Genomic DNA, 21670 nt, shown 5'->3' with positions numbered 1-21670 from the left:
AGATTATTTTTTGTTCACTTTACTAATATATTGTTCCAAAGCCATTGTCATAGAAGGAACTCCTGGGGCGGGTGCTTTGATATCAATATTCAACCCAGCCTCTTGAGCAGCTTTCATCGTGGAATCACCAAAAACAGCTATACGCGTTTTCTCTTGCTTAAAATCAGGAAAATTCTTAAACAGCGATTCAATGCCTGAAGGACTGAAAAAAGCTAAAATATCGTAATCAATCGCTTTTAAATCCGATAAATCACAATGTACGGTACGATAGAAAACCCCTCGTTCCCACTTGATTTTCAAATCATTCAATGCAATTGGAATTTCAGGTTTCAACACATCTGACCCTGGAAGTAAAAATTGCTCATCTTTGTATTTTTTCATCAAAACGAGCAAATCCGCAAAATCTTTTTTACCTACATAAATCTTTCTTTTTCTGTAAGTTATATATTTTTGTAAATAAAAAGCTACGGCTTCGGATTGGCAGAAGTACTTCATCGTATCAGGTACTTTGAAGCGCATCTCTTCCGCAATTCGGAAATAATGGTCAACCGCTTTACGACTGGTCAGAATGATGGCTGTGAATTTAGTTAAATCTATTTTTTGTCGTCGAATATCTTTTGCTGTTACTCCTTCCACAGCAATAAAAGGTCTGAAATCAACCTTAACCTTTTGATTTTCTATAATTTGAGCATAAGGAGAATTCTCCGCATTGGGTTCTGGTTGTGAAACTAAAATAGTTTTAACTTTCATTTTTTTTAGTTTAGTTTAAACAAACTCAAGCCCATACATCAGGAAAACATACGGTGCTATTTCAAAGGTGCAAAGATATAAAATAAAATAAATCAAATAAGGTTTTATTTTTAATTGATTTGTTTTTATAAAAGTAAACCAACTTAACAAATTAATAATCAATAGTATAAAAAAAAGAAAGTTAAATGAGTAAGCATTCAAAATTTGTACATATACTACCAAAAACAACAAAATGACTGTTAAAAAAGAGGCGTAACTCGAATAAATAATCCGATTATATATGTAGCTTTTTCCAAAATATCTTAAATCAAAAAGATGAATTAAATTTTTCTGAAAAAAATATTTCAACCCCAAAAAGCCTAAAAGTAGTAATGCTAGGTCTAAAAAATCTACTCCTGTGATAAAAGGTAATTTTACGTGATAAAACAAAAGCCAAACATAAACTAGCAAACTCAAAGAAATCCATTGCAAAACCAATGAAATAAAAGTAAAAATGTGTATTTTCTTTTCCTTTTTTTCGTAAATAACTACAAAACGATTGTTTACTGGAAGTTTTAAAAATTCAGTAAATCGATTGGGAAAAGACGCCCTCATCAGGGCAAGTACTGAAAAAATCAGCAAAAAAACAACAAAAACCCACTGGGGCAACACACCTGTATGTATCTCTATACCTTCCAATAGTTGTAATGATTATTCTTGAATTAATTCTGCGTTTTCTTTTCTAATTTTTTTCATATCACCTGATAATGAATCTTTTTCTGAAGAAAATTGCTTTTTATTCTCTTTCAATCGTTGTTCCACCGAATTCATCATCCGATTGTACACCTTAGGAATCGAGGCATAATACACCATACTTTCCGCCAGTTGAAGGCTATCAATGGCATATTTTTCATAGATAAGCTGTGTGAAGTTAGCCTTTTGTTGCTCCATATAAGTATAGTCTGTACTTTTGATAGCATCTAAAAGCATAAGGTCATACATAATTTTTTCCATTTGGCGTTCGGAAATCAAATTTTCAGGCTTAGGAATGATGTTTTGCCGACATCCGAAAAGCGTCAAAATCAAAAAAAGCACAATAAATAACTGTTTCATAATACTTTACCTATTGAACATAATTCGTTTTCCGTATGGTATAGCAGTAACTATCCCGTTTTGATATGCTAAAAATCCGTTGACAAAAGTATGGGTTACTCTGGCTTGAAAAGTTTCATTTTCAAAAGGAGACCATCCGCATTTGTACAAGATATTTTCTTTGGTTACCTGCCAAGGCGAATTGACATCTACGATAACCAAATCCGCAAAATATCCTTCTCGGATAAAGCCTCTTTCCTTCACTTGAAATAAAATTGCTGGATTATGGCACATTTTCTCCACCAAAGTTTCAATGGTAATTTTACCTTGTTTCATTTTTTCAAGCATTGCTATTAAGGCGTGTTGCACTAACGGACCACCCGAAGGAATTTGTGCATACTTTTGATTTGATTTCTCAGACAAGGTATGCGGGGCGTGGTCGGTAGCAATTACATCAAGACGATTGTCAAGCAAGGCTTCCCACAAGGCGGCTCTATCGGAAGCCTTTTTCACGGCAGGATTCCATTTTATAAAGCTTCCTTTTTGGGCATAATCCGCATCAGAAAACCAAAGATGATGCACACAAACTTCAGCAGTTATCTTTTTATCTTTGAGAGGAATATCGTTTCTGAAAAGTGCCGTTTCTTTTTCTGTAGAAAGATGAAAAACGTGCAAACGTGCACCTGTTTTTTCGGCCAAAGCCACCGCCTTTGAAGAGGATAAATAACAAGCCTCATCACTGCGAATTATAGGATGTTGCTCAACAGGAATATCCTCACCGTAAATGGCTTGTTGTTGTGCTAAATTCTGCCGAATGGTTTGCTCATCTTCGCAATGTGCAGCAATAATGGCATCGACATTTGAAAAAATGGTTTCAATAGTCTTTTCATTGTCTACCAACATATTACCTGTAGAAGAGCCTAAAAAAAGTTTGACCCCTGCACAAACGTTTTTTTCCAACTTTTTCAGTTCTTCCAAATTGTCATTGGTTCCTCCTAAGAAAAATGAATAATTCGCAAAGGAAGTCCGAGAGGCAATGTTGAATTTTTCTTCAAGATACTGCAAAGTAGTGGTTTGAGGTTGAGTGTTGGGTTGCTCAAAAAAAGTAGTTACCCCGCCGGCAACGGCTGCTGCACTTTCGGCGGCAATATTGGCTTTGTGAGTGAGCCCTGGCTCGCGGAAATGCACCTGGTCATCAATCACCCCAGGAAGAACGAAATCACCCTGAGCATCAATAACTTGCACATTACCTTTTAGCGTTATTTGCGAAGCAATTTTTGAAATACGCCCATTTTCAATGAGTATATCCGAATGAGAGATTTGTCCTTCGTTAACTATTTTCGCATTGACTATCAGATATGTATTCATATTTTCTCGAAGTTTTATATTTTTTGAAAAGATGCTTTAATCGCATCGAAAAAACACCAAAAATGGCTTCTTTGATTACCCCTTTATTGATTTTGGATTCGCCATTGACCCTATCGGTAAAAATAATAGGAATTTCAACAATTTTATATTTTTTCAAATAGGCTTTGTACTTCATTTCGATTTGAAAAGCATAACCCACAAACTGAATTTTATCCAAATCAATGACCTCAATTACCTTACGCGAATAACATACAAATCCGGCAGTGGGGTCGTTGATGGTCATTCCTGTAATTACCTTAACGTATAGTGATGCTCCGTACGAAAGCAAAACACGTTGCAGAGGCCAATTCACTACATTTACCCCTTTTACATATCGCGAACCGATAGCCATATCGTAGCCACATTTGGCACAAGCCTCATAAAGTCGGCATAAATCAGCAGGATTATGCGAAAAATCGGCATCCATTTCGAATATATAATCGTAAGTGCGAGACAACGCCCACTTAAAACCGTGTACATAAGCCGTTCCCAAGCCTGATTTGCCAGTTCTTACCTCCAAAAAAAGACGTTCGGGAAACAATCGTTGCAAGTTTTGAACACAAAGTGCCGTACCGTCGGGCGAATTATCGTCCACCACCAAAACATCAAACGAAACAGGCAATTCAAAAACCGCTCGAATGATGGCTTCGATATTCTCTATCTCGTTATAAGTGGGGATGATAACTACATTTTTGTGTTCCGACATAAGGAGCAACGATTTGAATTAAAAGGCAAAAATAACATATTCAAAAAGAATGAACCATTAAAGTTTTAATAATTTTATTTCTTACCTAATTTTTCTCTTATTCCGAAATCATTTTCCGAATTCGGATTTAAAATCATCAGTTATTTTTTGAAGTGTTCGGTTAAGTGGTGTGTACGAAAAATCAAGGATTTGGGTGATTTTTTCGCCATTATAAGCAGAAATTGTACTTAATGATTGGGCATTATTCAAGGTCAGCTTTCGCTTTTTAATTCGTAAAAAACTAAAAAATCCATCTAAGATAGCTAAAATTACCAAAATTGTATACGATATTTTTCGCTTTGGAGGCTTTTTACCCAATTTTTCGGCAATTGAAGTAAGTAATTGTTTGTAAGTGATATTGCTTTGGTTTAAAACAAAACGCTCATTTTTAATGTCGGACTGCATTAGTTGTATCATCGCTCGGGCAACATCATCGGATGAAACTACACCCGTTCCACCCGTGGTATAATAGGGCAATCCGTCGTTTATTTTACTAAAAATCAAAGAAGAAGGAGCTTCCCAAAATCCGCTACCCAAAATAACAGCAGGGTTTACCACTACCACATCTACCCCTTCTTGCGAGGCTCGCCATACTTCCATTTCTCCGCCGTGCTTACTGATAGCATAATCGTGGTTGTTATCGTCAGAATTCCAATGTGAATTTTCATCAATTCCCTTCGCTCCTTCTTTGCCGAGAGCGGCTACAGAACTCACATAACACAACTTTTTGATTTTAAAATCAATACAAAGATTCACCACATTTGCCGTTCCTTCAATGTTGATTTTGTACAGTATTTCGGCATCTTGGGGGTTGAAAGAAACAAAGCCCGCTGCGTGAAACACTTGAGTTATCCCCTTAAAGGCGAGTTCTAATTCGGGAATTTGAGTAATATCGGCACGAACCCATTCTATTTTTTCAAAAAGTTGTTGCCCTTTTGAGGTTTGAAGCAGAAAAAAACGTCTTACCTTTTCCAAAGCAGAAATATCACGATAAATAGCTCTAATTATCTGTTGATTTTCAGCAAGATGAAGCAGTAGATGTCCGCCTAATAATCCTGTACCTCCAGTGACTAAAATCATAAATAACTCAGATGAATAACCTCACAAATATACATTTTTTACAGCGAAAACAAGGTTTATTCGGCACTGATAAATGTGATGCCTTTATAGGACTTTAAAATATCAAAAAGCCGTTGTTTGCTTTCCGCAGTGATATGTTTTAGGCAAAACGTTTTTTCATTACCATTATTTTTGATTATTTTAAATCCATAAGACTGAAACACAATGGTTTGAATGTCGGATACCATATAATTTTTGCCAAAAAATGAGTTGATTTTGATGAGAAACCCCATTTTGTTCCATTCAAAATAATTTCTAAACCAAAACATTTTTGACAAGTAAATCGTCAGAAATAAATAAAAAGAAACCCTCAAATACTTATTCTGCCACAAAACGAAATTAACAAAAAACAGCACCAATATCAAAACAAATAAAAACAGTAAAGCCTTGTTTTTCTGCACATTTAAAAAAACAATTTTTTTCATATCTCTACACGCTTAATTTTGCTAAATAATCAAAGTGTTTGCCTTCTTTGAGCAGTTCACAATCAAGCCCCACCGAAAAAGCCACATTTTGAAGCGTATTGTAATCAACATACATCCACGCAAAGGGAACTTCTTTTTCGCCTTTGTAACTCACTTGATAATCTACTTCGCCATAATAATCAAAATGAAGTGGCACACAATAAGTTCCATCTTCTTCTTGGTCAAACATATAGATAATATCTGAAGAGTCGGTCAGTATTTGTCCGCCTTGGTTGAGTAGTGATTTGAGTTTGGTGTAAAAAGTAGGCATTTTTTTGAGCCGTCCGCACATTCCAGCACCATTCATCAAGAGCAAAATAGTATCGAATTTGCCTTCAATGTTCATCACATCGGCAACAGAAACATTTTTTAACCCACGCAACTGACAAGCCTCCACCGCTTTGGGCGATATATCTACCGAAAAAACGTCTAAATTTCGCTGATTTTGCAAGTACAATCCGTGGCTTCCAGCTCCACAACCCACCTCAAGTACCTTACCTCGTGCCATTTGCAGTGCCATTTGCTCTAACTCGGGCATTTGGTCAAAGCTGCGAAAAAGATACGAAACAGGTAAAAAATCTTCTTCCGAAATGGTAGTTTCGGTTCGGATATCTTCCGTATGCCTGCCAAGTTGGTAATCCAAAATGGCTTGTCCGAAAAGATCCTTCATTATCGATTTTGAATTAAATAATATTTCGGGAAATCACTAGTTTTTGAATTTCGGTAGTTCCCTCGCCAATGGTACACAACTTTGAATCGCGGAAGAATTTCTCTACTGGAAAATCCTTAGTATAGCCATATCCGCCGTGAATTTGTATGGCGTCGGTAGCCACACGAACACAAACTTCTGAAGCATACATTTTTGCCATAGCCCCTAATTTGGTAACATTCCTTCCTTCATTTTTTAAAAATGCGGCTTTATGAAGCAACAATTCCGAAGCCTCTATCTCGGTTGCCATATCCGCCAGCTTGAAGGCAATACTTTGGAATTGGAAAATAGGTTTGCCAAACTGTTCACGCTCTTGGGCGTATTTTACAGAGGCCTCATAAGCCCCCTTAGCAATACCTAACGCAAGAGCTCCAATGGAAATACGTCCGCCATCTAAGATTTTCATTGCCTGAATGAAGCCTTCTCCCACCTCACCCAAACGGTTCGCGTCTGGGATTCGGCAATCTTGAAATACTAATTCGGCAGTTTCACTGGCACGCATTCCTAATTTATTCTCCTTCTTACCGCTACTAAATCCGGCAGTGCCTTTTTCAATAGCAAAAGCGGTCATTCCGTGATTATCTCCTTTTTCGCCCGTACGTGCAATAATGACGGCAATATCTCCTGATTTTCCGTGAGTAATAAAATTTTTTGTGCCGTTAATTACCCAAGTTTCGCCCTCTTTACGAGCTACGGTATGCATTCCTTTAGCATCAGACCCCGTATTGTGCTCGGTAAGCCCCCAAGCGCCAATCCACTCCCCTGAAGCCAATTTAGGTAACCATTTGCTTTTTTGGAATTCATTCCCAAAAGAAAGTATATGATTGGTGCATAATGAATTATGTGCTGCAATAGATAAGCCAATTGAAGGGTCAACTTTTGAAATCTCTTCTATAATGGCGATGTATTCGTGATACCCCAAATTTGAGCCTCCGTACATTTCGGGCACTAAAACCCCCATAAAGCCCATTTCACCAGCTTTTCGGAAAACATCTACTGGAAATTCCTGAGCCTCATCCCATTGCATAATATACGGACGAATGTATTTTTCTGCAAAATCCCTTGCCGACTCGGCAACCATATTTTGGGTTTCTGAATAGTCAAAAATCATAATTACAAAAACTTTTAGAGCCTTAACTCGGTTAAAATTATCTAATCGTGAATTTGCAAATATAACTGAATTCGTTTAATTTTTACCTCATCAAACCCTTCAATTTGCAATAAATCGTTAAAATGAAGAATATTCCCCACTTCTGAACGCAAACCAATGAGCTTTTTTGCTAAATCAAAATCCATATACGGAATTTTAGCCAATTCGTACAACCCAATAGTGTTGATATCTTGTTTTTCAATAGAAGGAGGCGTCTGTATTTCAAATTGTAGCATTATGCGCTCAACAACTTCCTCCTCAAGTCCATACACCTCTTTGAGCTGCGAAATTTCAGAAAAGCCCTGTATGCGTTGTTTGTATTTCAAAATCCGTTGTGAGAGCACCTTACCTATACCATAAACTTTCATCAAATCCTCCTCAGTAGCTGTATTTAGGTCTTTTTTAGGCGCTTTTGAAGTTGGCACGGAAGTCTTATCGAATGATTTCTTTTGTTTTTGGGTATTTTTCACCCATTCGGGGAATTTAAAATAGGGCGAAATTACCGCTAAAAGACTATCCGATACTTGAGTGACTTGCTGAAATTCACTGGCAGAATGAACAAACTTGCCTTGCTTTCGGAAAGTATGCAAGCGATCAATTTCTTCAGTGGTCAATCCCAAAACATATCCTCGATAATCAGTAATAAAATTAGGGTTAAAGGCAAAAACACTGTCTTTCTTAACCTCTTGCTCAAGATTTTTTAAAGAATCTAATTGCTTTTTAAGCGTAACAAATTCGGTACTTTCACTTTGAGGCATTTTTTGAAAATCCACCCAAAAATAAATGCACTGAACCACAACGATAAGCACCAACAAAACAAAAACTCCTTTGCGCTGGTCGGGTTGTAATGAAAAAAATCCTTTTTTGTACATCTTGGAATTTTTAAGTGTTTTTCTTGAAAAATCTGCTCAAAAATAAAAAACGGACGCAAATTTGCTCTCATTTACGTCCGTTTCCTCTTAATTTAAAAACTCAATTGCTTTGCTTAAAGCCTCCTCGATACCTGCTGGATTTTTACCTCCTGCTGTGGCAAAGAAAGGTTGTCCGCCTCCGCCTCCGTGAATGTATTTGCCCAATTCGCGAACTACTTTCCCTGCATCTAATCCTTTTTCAGAAACTAAGTCTTTGGATATGTAGCACAATAACAGAGCTTTGCCGTCTTCTTGCTCTGAGCCAAATAAAATAAACGCGTTGGGCACTTCATTTCCTAATTGGAAAGCAAGGTCTTTTAAATTGGCAATGTCTAAATTCACTTTTTGCGACAGAAAAGCTATTCCGTTTACCTCCTTAAATTCATTTTTTAGGTTAGATTTGAGGTTTTTAGCTTGTTCTTTCTTTAAATTTTCAAGTTCTTTTTGCAGACGTGTGTTTTCTTCTTGCAGATTTTCAACAGCTTTAAGCGGGTCTTGTGCGTTTTTCACTAATTGACGAAGTCGGCTTACTATGGCTTCCTGTTCTTTGAAGTACGCCAAGGCTGCTTCTTGTGTGATGGCTTCAATTCGGCGAATTCCTGAAGCTACTGCTCCTTCCGACAAAATTTTAAAATACCAAATATCTCCCGTATTTTTCACGTGTGTTCCTCCACAAAGCTCTTTGCTCTCGCCAAACTGAATCATACGAACCTTATCGCCATATTTTTCTCCAAAAAGAGCCATCGCTCCAGCATCCATCGCCTGTTGTATAGGAATGTTGCGGTGTTCCTGCAAGTCTATTTTTTGCTGAATTCGCTCATTGACACGTCTTTCAATCTCTGTGATTTCCTCTTGAGTAAGTTTCTGAAAATGAGAAAAGTCAAAGCGAAGATGTTTTAAATCGACCAACGAACCTTTTTGCTCCACGTGTGTTCCTAAAACCTCGCGAAGTGCCTGATGCAAAAGGTGTGTCGCTGAGTGGTTTGCTTGTGTAAAGGCTCTTCCTAACGGATGTACTTCCGCTTTGAAAGGGTCGTTGAGATTATCTGGCAAAGTCTCAGAAATATGAATAATCAGGTTGTTTTCTTTCTTAGTATCAACAATATAGGTAATACCCCCATTTGCCGATTGTAACGTACCTTTATCACCTGCTTGTCCTCCACCTTCTGGATAAAAAGGCGTTACATTGAAAACCAATTGATAGAAAGTACCATCTTTTTGGCTTTCTACTTTCCGATATTTTACCAAACGAACGATAGCCTCCAACGTGTCATAGCCAATGAATTCCTCTTCTTCATCGTCACGTAAAATCACCCAATCATCGGCTTTTACCTGTGCAGCAGCTCGGGAGCGTTCTTTTTGTTTTTGAAGATTTTCCTCAAAGCCTTTTTCGTCCAGCGTTAATCCTTTTTCAGAAAGAATGAGAGCTGTAAGGTCGATAGGAAATCCGTAAGTATCGTAAAGTTCAAAGGCTTTACTTCCAGAAAGTTGATTGTCCGAAATGTTGTTTATCATCACATCGAGCATCAGCAGTCCTTGCTCTAAGGTACGCAAAAAAGAGGCTTCTTCTTCTTTGATGACATTTTCTACCAAAACTTGCTGTTTTTCAATCTCTGGGAAAACTTCACCCATCTGTAAAGCTAAAGTTTCCACCAATTTGTAGATAAAAGGCTCTTTTTGATTTAAGAAAGTGAAACCATATCGGATAGCACGACGCAAAATACGACGAATAACATAACCTGCACCGTTGTTGGAAGGTAGCTGTCCGTCGGCAATGGCGAAAGAAACGGCACGAATATGGTCGGCAATTACGCGAATGGCAATATTGATTTGGTCTTCCTCAGCGGAAACATTATTTCCTTTGATGTATTTATGTTGTGTAATTTCTTCAATTCGTTGAATGATAGGAGTAAAGACATCAGTGTCGTAGTTAGATTGCACGCCTTGCAAAACCATACAAAGTCGCTCGAAGCCCATTCCTGTATCCACGTGCTGAGCAGGTAATTTTTCGAGTGAGCCGTCGGCTTTGCGATTGAACTCCATAAACACATTATTCCATATTTCGATGACCTGAGGGTGGTCTTGATTGACCAAATCACGCCCCGAAATTTTGCTTTTCTCGCTTTCCGAACGTAAATCCACGTGGATTTCAGTACACGGACCACACGGACCTTGATCGCCCATCTCCCAGAAATTGTCTTTTTTATTTCCAAGAAGAATGCGGTCTTCAGCAATGAGTCCTTTCCAAATATCGAATGATTCTTGGTCGAAAGGAACATTATCTTCTTTACTTCCTTCAAAAACAGTTACGTATAAGTTTTTCTTTGGAATTTTGTAGACTTCAGTTAGCAATTCCCACGCCCACGCAATCGCTTCTTTTTTGAAATAATCGCCAAATGACCAGTTGCCCAACATCTCAAACATTGTGTGATGATAGGTATCTTTCCCAACTTCTTCTAAATCATTGTGTTTTCCAGATACGCGAAGACATTTTTGAGTGTCGGCGATACGTTTACTTTTGGGTTTTCCATTACCTAAAAAATATTCTTTGAACTGGTTCATACCTGCGTTGGTGAACATCAGTGTGGGGTCGTTTTTGATAACCATAGGTGCAGAAGGTACAATCAGATGCCCTTTGCCCTCAAAAAATTTCAAAAACTCTCGACGTATTTCTTGTGAAGTCATCATTATTTATTGTGTGTTTTATATCCGTTTTTTATAAATTTTGTTTTTACCAAATTCTTTTTATAACTTTGTGTGCTGTACTGCTGTATTTTTGCGAATTTATTTTACAGAACAATTCAGCATACAAAAATAGTATTTTTTTAACTTATGAAAAAAGTAAAATATTATTACGACCCTGAAACGTTATCGTACAAGCGTATTAAAAGCAGAAAGCGAACAAAAGTAAGAAATATTGGCTTATTTTTGCTAAGTTCTCTCGTTTTTGGTGCAGTAGTAATGTTTTTAATGGTGAACACGCGGTTTTTCTATACTCCTCGTGAGCTTACCCTACAGCGTGAAGTAAAACAATACGAAACGTACTTCCAGATTCTCAACAAGAAAATGAAGCAAATGGAAGAAGTATTGGCAAACATTCAAGACCGCGACAATAATATCTATCGCTTGTACTTTGAAGCTGCACCAATTGCTGACGAACAACGAAAAAGTGGGTTTGGTGGAGTCAATCGGTATGAGCATCTTGAAAAATATAACAACTCTGATTTGCTTATCAATACTACCAAAAGACTTGAAATTCTACAAAAACAATTAGTCGTTCAATCAAAATCATTGGACGAAATTACCTATTTGGCTCGGGAAAAAGAAAAGCTACTGGCAGCCATTCCTGCTATACAACCCATTCAAAATAAAGACCTTACTCGAATGGCTTCAGGATACGGATGGCGAACCGACCCCTTTACCAAAGCCCGTAAATTTCACTACGGAATGGACTTTACCGCACCTCAAGGTACGCCCATTTATGCTGCTGGGGACGGCGTTATTACTCGTGCCGATGGCAATGCCGCAGGTTACGGTGAGCATATCCGAATTGACCACGGATATGGTTACGTAAGCCTATACGCTCATTTAAGTAAATATAATGTTCGAGTGGGGCAAAAAGTAAAACGAGGCGACATCATAGGCTTTGTAGGAAATACGGGACGCTCTCAAGCTCCACACCTTCACTATGAAGTGCTTAAAGATGGTGAACATATCAATCCTGTACACTTTTACTACGGAAGTTTAACCACCGAAGAATATGCTGAAATGTTGCGTATCTCGGCACAAGAAAACCAAACCCTAGATTAGATGAAAGTGCAATTGCCTGAAAAACGCTACTATACCATAGGCGAAGTGGCAAAAGCTTTTGGGGTAAACACATCGCTTATCCGATTTTGGGAAAAAGAATTCGAGATTATTAACCCTAAAAAGAATGCCAAAGGAAGCCGGAAATTTTCTAAAGAGGATGTAAATACTTTAGAGCTAATTTATCATCTGGTAAAGGAAAGAGGATTTACCTTGGAAGGAGCTCGGCAAAAGCTTAAGGAAGAAAAACAAAAAACGCTTTCCAATTTTGAAATCATTAGTAAATTGGAGCGTGTAAAACAAGCCTTAATGGCTCTAAAAAATGAACTTTGAGAATAATTTTAAAAATGAATAAATATGAAAAGATGGTTACCTCTTATTGTTATTGTAGGACTTTTAGCACTGTTAGTATTTTGGGGCATTGGCGTGAGCAATACGATGGTGGAAATGAGTGGAAACGCCCAAAAACAATGGGCTAATGTGGAAAGTGCCTACCAAAGGCGAAGTGATTTAATCGGTAATTTGGTAAAAACGGTTCAAGGAGCAGCAGATTTTGAACGCGGTACATTAAAAGACGTGATTGAAGCACGTGCCAAAGCTACTTCCGTAAATATTGATGCTTCAAACCTTAATGCCGAAAATATGGCTCAATTTCAGGAAGCTCAAGCTGGACTTTCTTCAGCACTTTCAAGGCTTTTGGTTTCTGTGGAGCGTTACCCTGACCTAAAAGCAAATCAGAACTTTTTAGAGCTACAATCGCAAATTGAAGGCACTGAAAATCGTATCAACGTAGAGCGAAATCGCTTTAACGAAACGGCAGGAAACTACAACATCTATATCCGAAAAATCCCTAAAAATTTCGTAGCAAGTATTGCAGGGCACGAGCCAATGGCACTTTTCAAAGCCGACCAAGGTGCTGAAAAAGCCCCTAATGTTGAGTTTAATTTCAAATAACAATGAATATCGAGCAGTTTCTAACCCCACAAGAAGAGCGAGAAATCATTCGTGCCGTTGGCGAGGCTGAAAAGGAAACCTCGGGGGAAATCCGTGTGCATTTGGAAAATACCACCTCAAAAGACCCTTACCTACGCGCTATGGAAGTCTTTGAAAAACTGGATATGCCACTCACCGCCCAACGCAACGGCGTATTGTTTTATTTCGCTGTAGAAGATAAAACTTTCGTTATTTTTGGCGATAAGGGCATCAATAATGTGGTGGAAGATGATTTCTGGGAAAGCACAAAAGACGAAATGCTCGGCTACTTCCGTGAAGGAAAATTCAAAGAGGGTATTGTCGCTGGAATACGAAAGGCAGGAAAAGCTCTTCAAAAGTATTTTCCGTATTGCGCTAAGGAAGATGTGAATGAACTGACTGACGATATATCAAAAGGAAATATTTAACGTTGAAAAAATACCTTTACATAGTATTATGCTTGATTACCGCTACGGGCTTAGCGCAATCCGTGCCTAAAAAATTGTTCGAAAACCGAGCGGTTCAAGATTATGTGGGTTTGCTAAATGAAAGCCAACAACAGGCACTCAATACCAAACTCATTCAGTATGCCGACTCTACCTCCACAGGCATTGTTATCGCCATTGTAAGCGATGTAGAAGACGACATCAATTTTCAGGCCGCACAGATGCTTTCGCAGTGGGGAGTCGGACAAAAGGGAAAAGACAACGGCGTACTGCTGCTTATGGCGGTAAACCAACGCAAGATAGCCATCTCAACGGGTTATGGTGTGGAAGAATTACTAACCGATGCTTTAAGCCGACGCATCATTGAACGAGACATCTTGCCTCATTTCCGAAATCAAGACTATTATTCGGGGTTCGAGCAAGGGACTTCCGCCATCATTGCCGTGCTCTCCGGAGCGTACAAAAACGAGGCTTCGGGCAATAGCTCAGGAATTTTTAGTGGCTTCGCCTTTTTGATTTTTGTAGGATTCATCGCACTGATGATAATTCTTGCTTCCAAAAAGGGAAGAAAAGGCGGAGGAAATGACAAATTCGGCGGAGGCGGTTTTGACCTCGGTGATTTTATCCTACTTAGTGGCTTGGGCAGACGCTCCTCTTCGGGCGGAGGCTTTGGCGGCTTCGGTAGTGGGGGCGGACTCGGAGGCTTTGGTGGCTTCGGCGGAGGTATGGGCGGCGGAGGCGGTGCCAGTGGAAGCTGGTAATACCACTTGTACACTCTTTTTCTTATTCAAATATTTATAAATATACACCCATTACCTTAGGTTTCTATTCAAACCACAATGGTAATGGGTGTTTTTCTTTTCTTACCTTTCGGTAAAGCAACGTACCGAAGGTTTACTTCCTCATTTTTACTCACTTTCTTTCTGCAAGGATTTGATAAAAATCATCAAATTTGTTTTTGCGTAAGCACTTATGCAATAAGCCCCTATGAACGTATTCTTTAGATATTATCTAACAAACTATTTAGTGTAGGGTATTATAGAGCAAACCGCTATGATATAAGAAAAAAGGAAAAAGCCAATGAGCTTTCCTATAAAAGCCCTTTATCTTTTGTTATAAATATAGGTAGCCATCTAGGAAAAGAAAGTCAGTATTTAACAGCAATGAACTTACGGAACGGGGTCATAGCCACTGCCTCCCCACGGATGGCAACGAGCAATGCGTTTGATCGCTAAGTATCCGCCTTTGAAAAGTCCGTGTTTTTTAAGAGCCTCTAACGTGTATTGCGAACAAGTAGGCGCATACCGACAAGCCGAAGGTGTAAAGGGCGAAATAAACAACTGATAGAAGCGAACAAGTACTACAAAGGGAAAAATCAGTATTTTTTTAAGCCATTCCATTGGTAATATCCTATTAAATGTGATAAAAGAGCCTTTGTAATTGGTTTATTTTTCCATTACCGTTTGCTCAATAAGACGTATCATTGTATTTTCTATCTGTTTTAACGATGCGTGTAGCTGGGCATCATTTGAAGAGAAGTATTGTTTTGCCAAAGGTACTAATTTTTTGAAATGCACATAAACCTGAGCTGTTCCTTCCTTTTTAAAAACGAGGATTTTCAGAGGCAACTCAATGGCTATTTCAACATTCTGCTGCATTAAGGGCGTACCTGCCTTGGGGTTTCCTACCAGCAATACGGTGGCAGAAGTAAGTGGCAAACCTACTTTTTCGGCGTGTGCTGTGTGGTCAATTTCAGCAAAAAGGGTCAGATTTTTCTCCTCAAAGGTCACTTTAAGCCGTTTTAGAGTCTCATCGAAATCATAGCTACTAACTACCGAGTGAGAAGTAGTACAAGTATCTTGCGAAAACAAAGTCGTGGGCAGAAGTAAACTCATAAAAAGCAGTAAAAAAGTACGCATTGGTTTTATTATTTTATACTTATTGATTGATAAAAAGATTTTGCTTGTAATTTTAGTAAGTTGGTTTTGCAAAAAGAAGTCCGCCATGTGCTTTGGCGGACATTAAAGGTTCAACTTATAACTTCTTAAAGGTGGCTAACTTTACCATATCGCTTAGCATCTTGCCAGGACGGAAAAGAATATGACCACTCTTAACTTTGGTAGCATTCACTTCCTCTTCTTTATCGGAAGGAAGCCCCGAGAGCCCCATTTGTAAGGTAAAGTACTCCCCTACGTGTACAATGTGCCCTTCGGAAAGGTCTTTACTGACTTTGGTAAACACCGTTTCAAGTACCGCCAAAATATCGGCTTTGGATACGGTGGAAACTGACGAGGCATAGTCAGCCAAGTCCTGCAATCGGGTTTCGCCATCACCTACGGCTTGTGGATACCACTTAGCGGGTTCATCACGCTTCTGGGGATTCTTTTTCTGTACTGCTTTGAATTTAACAGCCATAATCTTTAATTTTTTTGTTTACTTACTTCGTTCTTTACGAAGTGTTACCTCGCTGAACTGCCCCCTACCCTTATGGGTAAAATACAATTTTCAGCTTTCCTTACTTTTACTGCAACATCAATCTGATGAAAAATATTGCGTAAAATACTCACTAATGTCGCTTTCTTTTTCATCGTACCGATGTACTCTTAATTAAGAAAGCTACATTGTCATCACTTGTTCCTTAAAGAAAACAACCGATGAAGCTCTGGATAATGCGATAATTTTAAAGGATAAAATTACCCATAACAAAAAGACTAAAAAATAACTTCCACAAATTACCTTTAAAAAAAGCTCAGCATCTTTTGATAAAAAGATACGTATCTTTTAGCAAAAAGCTTAGCATCTTTTCAATGAAAGCTTATCATCTTTTCAATGAAAGCTCAGTATCTTTTTTACCAAAGAAAACAAGCTTTTTAATGAACGCTTGGTCAAAAATAAAATATTTATACGTAAAAAGCAAATTATCAGTAGTTTTTATTTGAGAAGCAAGAAACAAGGGGCAAGTTACAAGGAAAAAAAGAGCAAGTTACAAGGAACAAGGAATTGAAAGGAAAAGTAAAAAGGAATAAGGAGGCAAAACTACAAGAAAGCCGTTTTAGCTACTTGGGTTTCGTCTCCTTATTCTTTGGATTTTGGCTGTTTGAAACTTAAAACTTCCCTCCCTTTATCCTTTGTACTTTATCCTTTATCCTTATCTTATAGAATACATCCCCGCTCTTCGAGCCGCCCCTTCAAAGGGGCAATGGGTGTAACACACTTGGGTTTTGATTACTTGAAACTTAATCCTTCCCTCCCTTTATTCTTTGTACTTTATCCTTTATACTTACCCCTTCTGCCTTTGTTAGAGTTTGAACTGATATTTGATTCCACCCAAAAATTGGATGCCTTGAACGGGATAATAATGCCAATGCTGATAATTATCGGAAAGGATATTGTTTATTTTAGCAAAAATTGTCCAGCTATTTTTAAGGGTATAATCGGCGTGAAGATTTAAGTCGATATAGCTTTTGAGAGTCACTGCAGACGGATTTGTTGCTCCAAAAATTGGGTAATCCAAATCCTTACGTTTGCCTATAAAGAAAATATCAGTGCCTACAAAAAGCTCATCAGTAACTTTAAAATCGGTGTAAAGCGACCATTGGTTATGGGGTAAGTTCCAAGCCTCTGGTTGGTTTTTAGGGGTGTGTGTATTTACTTTTCCCTTTAGGGTAAAGAAAGCGATACGCTCGAAGTTTCCGCCGAGTTCTACGGTAAAGAAAGCTTCGTCCACTTGGTCGTAAATTACGTTAAAGGCATTGTAATGCTGATAGCCAAAAGTCGAAACCGAAGGCTGGTATTGGGTAACGAACATCGGTAAATTTTCATATCGCTTGTATCCGCCTTGCAATTGGTACGAAAGGTTACTGTCGATTTTTCCTTTGAGCCCTACTGAAAAATCAAAATTAACATCGGTTGGCGCTAAGGTTAAAGTAGGGGAAACAAACGGATTTTCTTTGGTAAAGGTGCTAAATGAATTCTGTTGCATCATTCCTCGAGCCGAAGCACTACCGATGATGTAGTCGTCGAGCAATCGGTAGGAAACTTCCACATCGGGGTAAAGTCCGTGCTCACTCTCCTGCGTATTGGAACTGGCGTAAGCAAAGCCTATCCCTGCCTTCAAGGTCAAATCGGCATTGGTATAATGGTAGGCGGGGTTCAGCCCAAAGAGCATCCAATTGTTTTTCAGTGCCTCGTTGTTCGAATAGCTTTGATTGAATTTTCCGTTCAGATAGTCAAAAAAGGCACTAAGCCTGAACGTTTGTTCTTTTTGGGTAAGGTCAAACTCAAAAGCAGGTTTTATGATTAGATGCGTTTCTGATGTTTTATAATCGTCAGTCAATCCTACGAAAGCAAACTCCACTCCTTTAAAAAAAGATTTATGGCTATTGAAGTAGCCTCTTGCCCCATAATCAATATAGGCTTGAGCCGTGTTGTTCAGTGCCGAAAGTTCAGCATCGGTGTACACCCCCTTTTTAACGCCGTACCAATTGTGCAAACGCCGCCCGCCATTGAGCTGTATGCCAAAATTAAAATCACTATTAAGAAAGTCATAGCCCAATGTGGCTTGTGTTTGGGCAAAGTTACTTTTCGGAACTACATTCTCAACATTTGCTGCCGAAGACAGATGATTAAAAAGTACCGAAAAAGTGCTTTCCTTAGTGGTAGGAATTGAAAGGGAAGCATCGGCATAAAGCGTGGTGTAATTACCAAAGCCCAAAGCCGCATACGAATTGTTATAGACCGATTTTCGGTTTTTTAATACCGTAGCTGCCTTTCCCTTTTCAGGAACGAAAGTAGAGGCAACGGGCACCGAATAAATCGAGTAGTTGATTTGCTTTTTTGCCAAGGTTAAGGAATCTTTCAAATTGGCATCTTCTTTCTTCTTATAGGCGTCGGCAATGGTAGGCGTGTATGATTTGACCACGTTTACCTCCTTAACCCCTAAGTCTCTCTTACCGTTTTGTGCTTGTAAGAGTACGGGCATCGCCCCAAAAACGGTGAGTGTAGCTATCTTGATTGTTGTATATAATCGACTCATTTGCTGATATTTTTAAACATTACACTATAATTCAACCGACGAATTGCTCTTGGCAGCCTCTGCCTTCACTATGCTCAATTCTTTCTGTGCCTGGTCAACTACCTCGGGGTAACCTGCAAAATTCTTGATGACGTTTTCCAAGATGTAAGTGGCTTGATACGTATCGTTTAAGGCATAGAAATTCTTCGCCATAATCACCAAACTTTTCGCAGCATACTCTTTGTACCCGCCATATTCTTTAGCCAATTTCTGTACGACCTCATTAGAGGCTTTGTAGTTTTGTTCTTTATTTTTGAAATAAGCATCGTAGTAGAGTGCCTCTGCCGCCAAACTTCCGGTTGCGGTTTTTGCAACCTCTTGATACGCCTTTTTGGCCTTAGGCTCATCACCGGTTTGAATATACGACCTTGCCAAAATACGCTGAGCATCGTTTTGAATACGTCTATCTACTCCGCTTTGCGAAAGTACCTTATTGGCATAGGTAATTGCCTTTTGATATTGTTTTTCTTGATAGGAAATCTGCATCAAGTTGGATTGTGCATATATCTGATTTTGTGCAATGGCAGATTTGTTTTCCAACTGCTCCAAAAAGGATTTTGCCTTAGCCGACTCTCCCTTATCCAAGTACATTTGGCTTACTCTTGCCAAGGCTTGTTCCAAAAACTCACCCGTACCAGCTTCAATCACCTTTTCAAATAAAGGTAAAGCCTTGTTCTTATCATTCTGTTGGTAATAGAGTTGCCCCAAATAGAAACGAGCATTATTAACCAACACCCCTTGCGGATATTGACTGATGTACTTTTCAAATCCGGCAATGGCTTCTTTGTGGTTTTGTTGCAAATAATGTTTTTCAGCAGACTCATACGAGGCAATATCAAGTTCAGCATCTACTACCTTTACGTAGCCTAAGCCTTTTGCCCACGAAGCGTACTCATCTACCTTACCGATATCTTTATAGATGAGAAAGGCAGTTGCCACAGCTTGATTGGCTTCGGTAGTGTTGGGATAGTTTTTAGCAATCTCTTTAAATAGGGCAAGGGCACGGGCATTATCCCCTTTGTTATTGTACACCAACGCCTCACGAAGCATAGCCCGTGGTACAAGCTCTCCGTTTTTATACTCGTTTTTAAGTTGGCTATAATACTGAAGTGCCTTTGTGGTATTGTCTTCACTCACGTAGGTATTCCCGAGTTCAAATAGGGCATTTTGCCTTAAATTAGAATTTTTATACCGTTTGATAAAAGCCTCCAAATCTTCTATCTTTCTTGAAACACGATTAACAAACCCATAGCTGATGGCTTTCTGAAAGGCGGCATAATCCTCATCTACGGCTTTACTGCCAATTGCCTTATTATAAGCCTCCATTGCTGGCCAATACTTCCCTTCGGCAAAATAGCTATCTGCCATACGCAGGTACGCATCATTCTCCCAAATCGCATTTTTAGGATTCGATTTCAAATAAAGCTCAAAATTTTCTATAGCAGTAGCATATTGTTTCAAGTTGAAGTTTACGTAAGCCAAGTTATAGTAGATATTTTTAAATTCCGATGTGGTTTGAGCCTTGGGATGCGCAAGAAACTGAGTATAGTATGTTTTGGCTACCTGAAAATCCTTTAACTGGTAAGCACATTCGCCACTCCAATACAAAGCACGTGCAGCAAAGGTATCGTTGCCCTTTACCTTTTGAAGATATGCTAGTGCAGGTTGGTATTGCACCTCATTGAAGAGCTCCAATCCGCGATAAAAAACCACTTTCTGATAAATTTCCTTATCCTTAGGCTGAGTGGACTTTTCCAGCAAGTCAATGGCTGCTTGATAATCCCCCGAAGATACATAAGAGTCTATCAACAAGCTTTGTATCTCTTCCTTATGGTCATTGGGGTAATTTTTTGAATACGCCAGCAGAACACTCGGCACACTTTCGTACGGATTACCAATATCATAACTCAAACGAGCGTAATTCAGATGGGCGTCTTTTTTAATCTGATCATTGAAATCCATTTGATAGGCATTTCTGAACGCATTGAGTGCTTGTTGCTTCTGATGGGTGTTTAAGTAGCATTCTGCCAAATGATAGTAAGCGTTTTGAGCAACGGCATCTTTCCCACTCACAATTTTATTAAACTGCTCAATGGCAAGGTTATAATCTTTATTTTTATAGTAAACGTATCCTAAATAATAATAATCGGTATTGGAATAACGTCCGCGCTTACCTTTATATGCTTTCAAATATGGTAACGCCTCATCGTATTTTTGCAAATTGAAGTAACTCTCTCCTATGATTTTATTTATTTCTGAGAGTTCCTGCGGATTTTTCGTTTTCTGTTTCTGTTTTAGTCCTTCACTGATGGCTTGTTCAAACTTGCCTTGCTTGAAATTCATCGCTGCCTGAAAATAAGAAACATTCTTGTTGAGTTGTTCATCTTCTTGGACTCTTTCGAAATAAGTAGAAGCTGTAGAATAATCTTCCGAGTCATACGCAATATACCCTAAATAATAGTTGGCTTCAGCGCCAAATTCTTTAGAACCCCGAAGTTGGCTGAAATATTTCTCGGATTCTTTTCTTTTTCCGCCGGTAAATAAAGCGTAGCCCTTTTGAAAATTAAAACGGTCTTTGTCTTGCCAATGCACATCCGTAGGATTTACCTTATCGTACCATTGGAGTGCCATTTTATAATTTCCTTGCCCAAAATAATAATCGGCGATATCAATATAAGCATTTGCCCCAAAAGGAGAGTCAGGATATTTTTCCATAAAACGTTCCATAAGGTTTTCTGCCCCTATTTCACCTGATTTGATAGCTGTCAAGGCTACGTAGTATTCACACTTGCTCTTGATTTGAGCATCATTAGTGTTTAGAAGTTCCTTACGGAACAAATGTTGTGCGGGTTTGTAAAGTTTACGATTGTACAAAGACATCGCCTTCTGAAAGTCGGCTTGGTCAGTGGTAGTTACCTCTGTGGATTGAGAAAATACACTTTGTAATAAAAGCCCAAAGAAAAATAAAGAGAAATAAAATTTACGCATCGTATGAAATTTTCAGTCCTCAAACCTACAAATTTTGAACAACTCCTACAACTATTA

Annotated in this window: 21 protein-coding genes; 5 read left to right on the top strand and 16 right to left on the bottom strand. The window is 38.6% G+C overall.

Going from position 1 to position 21670, the window contains the following annotated elements:
* Positions 1-3 precede the first annotated feature (3 nt).
* From CGC47_RS08545 to alaS, 11 genes are all read right to left on the bottom strand, one after another.
* Positions 4-750 carry a uroporphyrinogen-III synthase gene (locus CGC47_RS08545; RefSeq protein WP_013996433.1) on the bottom strand — a complete coding sequence of 249 codons (747 nt, stop codon included), beginning with the start codon at positions 748-750 and terminating at the stop codon, positions 4-6.
* 15 nt (positions 751-765) lie between these two features.
* On the bottom strand, positions 766-1344 hold the full coding sequence (locus CGC47_RS08540; protein WP_231552256.1) for a DUF4271 domain-containing protein: 579 nt from the start codon (positions 1342-1344) through the stop codon (positions 766-768).
* A gap of 96 nt (positions 1345-1440) precedes the next feature.
* Entirely contained in the window at positions 1441-1842 is a 402-nt protein-coding gene (locus CGC47_RS08535; protein ID WP_041999615.1) for a DUF4296 domain-containing protein, read from the bottom strand.
* A 6-nt stretch (positions 1843-1848) separates the two neighbouring features.
* Complete coding sequence (locus CGC47_RS08530; protein WP_041999617.1) at positions 1849-3189, bottom strand: dihydroorotase; 1341 nt, start codon at positions 3187-3189, stop codon at positions 1849-1851.
* Entirely contained in the window at positions 3152-3934 is a 783-nt protein-coding gene (locus CGC47_RS08525; RefSeq protein WP_013996429.1) for a polyprenol monophosphomannose synthase, read from the bottom strand. The genes CGC47_RS08530 and CGC47_RS08525 overlap by 38 nt, the downstream gene beginning before the upstream one ends.
* 108 nt (positions 3935-4042) lie before the next feature.
* Complete coding sequence (locus tag CGC47_RS08520; RefSeq protein ID WP_042000755.1) at positions 4043-5053, bottom strand: NAD-dependent epimerase/dehydratase family protein; 1011 nt, start codon at positions 5051-5053, stop codon at positions 4043-4045.
* Positions 5054-5109: 56 nt separating this feature from the next.
* Positions 5110-5361, bottom strand: a complete 252-nt coding sequence (locus CGC47_RS10800) for a hypothetical protein (RefSeq protein WP_052456140.1) — start codon at positions 5359-5361, stop codon at positions 5110-5112.
* Positions 5362-5521: 160 nt separating this feature from the next.
* Positions 5522-6226: a class I SAM-dependent methyltransferase gene (locus tag CGC47_RS08510; protein ID WP_013996426.1), complete on the bottom strand. Its 705-nt coding sequence runs from the start codon at positions 6224-6226 to the stop codon at positions 5522-5524.
* Between the two features lie 13 nt (positions 6227-6239).
* Positions 6240-7376 carry an acyl-CoA dehydrogenase family protein gene (locus CGC47_RS08505; RefSeq protein ID WP_042000753.1) on the bottom strand — a complete coding sequence of 379 codons (1137 nt, stop codon included), beginning with the start codon at positions 7374-7376 and terminating at the stop codon, positions 6240-6242.
* A 41-nt stretch (positions 7377-7417) separates the two neighbouring features.
* Complete coding sequence (locus tag CGC47_RS08500; protein ID WP_042000751.1) at positions 7418-8287, bottom strand: ComEA family DNA-binding protein; 870 nt, start codon at positions 8285-8287, stop codon at positions 7418-7420.
* An 87-nt stretch (positions 8288-8374) separates the two neighbouring features.
* The gene (gene alaS, locus CGC47_RS08495; RefSeq protein WP_095900237.1) at positions 8375-11011 is read right to left on the bottom strand and encodes an alanine--tRNA ligase; all 2637 of its coding nucleotides are present in this window, start codon (positions 11009-11011) and stop codon (positions 8375-8377) included.
* A 147-nt stretch (positions 11012-11158) separates the two neighbouring features.
* Here alaS and CGC47_RS08490 point away from each other — a divergent pair, with 147 nt between their 5' ends.
* From CGC47_RS08490 to CGC47_RS08470, 5 genes are read left to right on the top strand one after another with little or no spacing between them, the layout of a single operon-like run.
* Complete coding sequence (locus CGC47_RS08490; protein WP_042000749.1) at positions 11159-12136, top strand: M23 family metallopeptidase; 978 nt, start codon at positions 11159-11161, stop codon at positions 12134-12136.
* The gene (locus CGC47_RS08485) at positions 12137-12466 is read left to right on the top strand and encodes a MerR family transcriptional regulator (RefSeq protein WP_013996421.1); all 330 of its coding nucleotides are present in this window, start codon (positions 12137-12139) and stop codon (positions 12464-12466) included.
* A 24-nt stretch (positions 12467-12490) separates the two neighbouring features.
* Positions 12491-13087, top strand: a complete 597-nt coding sequence (locus tag CGC47_RS08480) for a LemA family protein (RefSeq protein WP_041988058.1) — start codon at positions 12491-12493, stop codon at positions 13085-13087.
* Between the two features lie 2 nt (positions 13088-13089).
* Positions 13090-13533, top strand: a complete 444-nt coding sequence (locus CGC47_RS08475; protein ID WP_042000747.1) for a TPM domain-containing protein — start codon at positions 13090-13092, stop codon at positions 13531-13533.
* Positions 13534-13535: 2 nt separating this feature from the next.
* Positions 13536-14312: a TPM domain-containing protein gene (locus CGC47_RS08470; protein WP_042000744.1), complete on the top strand. Its 777-nt coding sequence runs from the start codon at positions 13536-13538 to the stop codon at positions 14310-14312.
* Positions 14313-14720: 408 nt separating this feature from the next.
* Here CGC47_RS08470 and yidD read toward each other — a convergent pair whose 3' ends face one another.
* The 5 genes from yidD to CGC47_RS08445 form a co-directional block, all read right to left on the bottom strand.
* Positions 14721-14951 (bottom strand): membrane protein insertion efficiency factor YidD, encoded by a 231-nt coding sequence (yidD, locus tag CGC47_RS08465; protein WP_041988056.1) that lies wholly within the window; start codon positions 14949-14951, stop codon positions 14721-14723.
* Positions 14952-14996: 45 nt separating this feature from the next.
* Positions 14997-15470 (bottom strand): DUF302 domain-containing protein, encoded by a 474-nt coding sequence (locus CGC47_RS08460; protein WP_052456139.1) that lies wholly within the window; start codon positions 15468-15470, stop codon positions 14997-14999.
* 115 nt (positions 15471-15585) lie between these two features.
* Positions 15586-15966: an HU family DNA-binding protein gene (locus tag CGC47_RS08455; RefSeq protein ID WP_013996414.1), complete on the bottom strand. Its 381-nt coding sequence runs from the start codon at positions 15964-15966 to the stop codon at positions 15586-15588.
* An 883-nt stretch (positions 15967-16849) separates the two neighbouring features.
* Entirely contained in the window at positions 16850-18586 is a 1737-nt protein-coding gene (locus CGC47_RS08450; RefSeq protein ID WP_095900236.1) for a TonB-dependent receptor, read from the bottom strand.
* A gap of 24 nt (positions 18587-18610) precedes the next feature.
* Positions 18611-21613: a tetratricopeptide repeat protein gene (locus tag CGC47_RS08445; RefSeq protein ID WP_095900235.1), complete on the bottom strand. Its 3003-nt coding sequence runs from the start codon at positions 21611-21613 to the stop codon at positions 18611-18613.
* Positions 21614-21670: the final 57 nt, after the last annotated feature.

The sequence above is a fragment of the Capnocytophaga canimorsus genome (genome assembly GCF_002302565.1).
In the GTDB taxonomy this organism is placed as follows: domain Bacteria; phylum Bacteroidota; class Bacteroidia; order Flavobacteriales; family Flavobacteriaceae; genus Capnocytophaga; species Capnocytophaga canimorsus.
The sequence above is the reverse complement of the archived record's forward strand: the minus strand, read 5'-3'. Positions and strand labels throughout refer to the sequence as shown.

Bases quoted from the DNA above. Each gene is read 5' to 3' on its own strand.
- CGC47_RS08545 (WP_013996433.1), bottom strand. From the start codon at position 750: ATGAAAGTTAAAACTATTTTAGTTTCACAACCAGAACCCAATGCGGAG.
- CGC47_RS08540 (WP_231552256.1), bottom strand. From the start codon at position 1,344: ATGAGGGCGTCTTTTCCCAATCGATTTACTGAATTTTTAAAACTTCCA.
- CGC47_RS08535 (WP_041999615.1), bottom strand. From the start codon at position 1,842: ATGAAACAGTTATTTATTGTGCTTTTTTTGATTTTGACGCTTTTCGGA.
- CGC47_RS08530 (WP_041999617.1), bottom strand. From the start codon at position 3,189: ATGAATACATATCTGATAGTCAATGCGAAAATAGTTAACGAAGGACAA.
- CGC47_RS08525 (WP_013996429.1), bottom strand. From the start codon at position 3,934: ATGTCGGAACACAAAAATGTAGTTATCATCCCCACTTATAACGAGATA.
- CGC47_RS08520 (WP_042000755.1), bottom strand. From the start codon at position 5,053: ATGATTTTAGTCACTGGAGGTACAGGATTATTAGGCGGACATCTACTG.
- CGC47_RS10800 (WP_052456140.1), bottom strand. From the start codon at position 5,361: ATGTTTTGGTTTAGAAATTATTTTGAATGGAACAAAATGGGGTTTCTC.
- CGC47_RS08510 (WP_013996426.1), bottom strand. From the start codon at position 6,226: ATGAAGGATCTTTTCGGACAAGCCATTTTGGATTACCAACTTGGCAGG.
- CGC47_RS08505 (WP_042000753.1), bottom strand. From the start codon at position 7,376: ATGATTTTTGACTATTCAGAAACCCAAAATATGGTTGCCGAGTCGGCA.
- CGC47_RS08500 (WP_042000751.1), bottom strand. From the start codon at position 8,287: ATGTACAAAAAAGGATTTTTTTCATTACAACCCGACCAGCGCAAAGGA.
- alaS (WP_095900237.1), bottom strand. From the start codon at position 11,011: ATGACTTCACAAGAAATACGTCGAGAGTTTTTGAAATTTTTTGAGGGC.
- CGC47_RS08490 (WP_042000749.1), top strand. From the start codon at position 11,159: ATGAAAAAAGTAAAATATTATTACGACCCTGAAACGTTATCGTACAAG.
- CGC47_RS08485 (WP_013996421.1), top strand. From the start codon at position 12,137: ATGAAAGTGCAATTGCCTGAAAAACGCTACTATACCATAGGCGAAGTG.
- CGC47_RS08480 (WP_041988058.1), top strand. From the start codon at position 12,491: ATGAAAAGATGGTTACCTCTTATTGTTATTGTAGGACTTTTAGCACTG.
- CGC47_RS08475 (WP_042000747.1), top strand. From the start codon at position 13,090: ATGAATATCGAGCAGTTTCTAACCCCACAAGAAGAGCGAGAAATCATT.
- yidD (WP_041988056.1), bottom strand. From the start codon at position 14,951: ATGGAATGGCTTAAAAAAATACTGATTTTTCCCTTTGTAGTACTTGTT.
- CGC47_RS08460 (WP_052456139.1), bottom strand. From the start codon at position 15,470: ATGCGTACTTTTTTACTGCTTTTTATGAGTTTACTTCTGCCCACGACT.
- CGC47_RS08455 (WP_013996414.1), bottom strand. From the start codon at position 15,966: ATGGCTGTTAAATTCAAAGCAGTACAGAAAAAGAATCCCCAGAAGCGT.
- CGC47_RS08450 (WP_095900236.1), bottom strand. From the start codon at position 18,586: ATGAGTCGATTATATACAACAATCAAGATAGCTACACTCACCGTTTTT.
- CGC47_RS08445 (WP_095900235.1), bottom strand. From the start codon at position 21,613: ATGCGTAAATTTTATTTCTCTTTATTTTTCTTTGGGCTTTTATTACAA.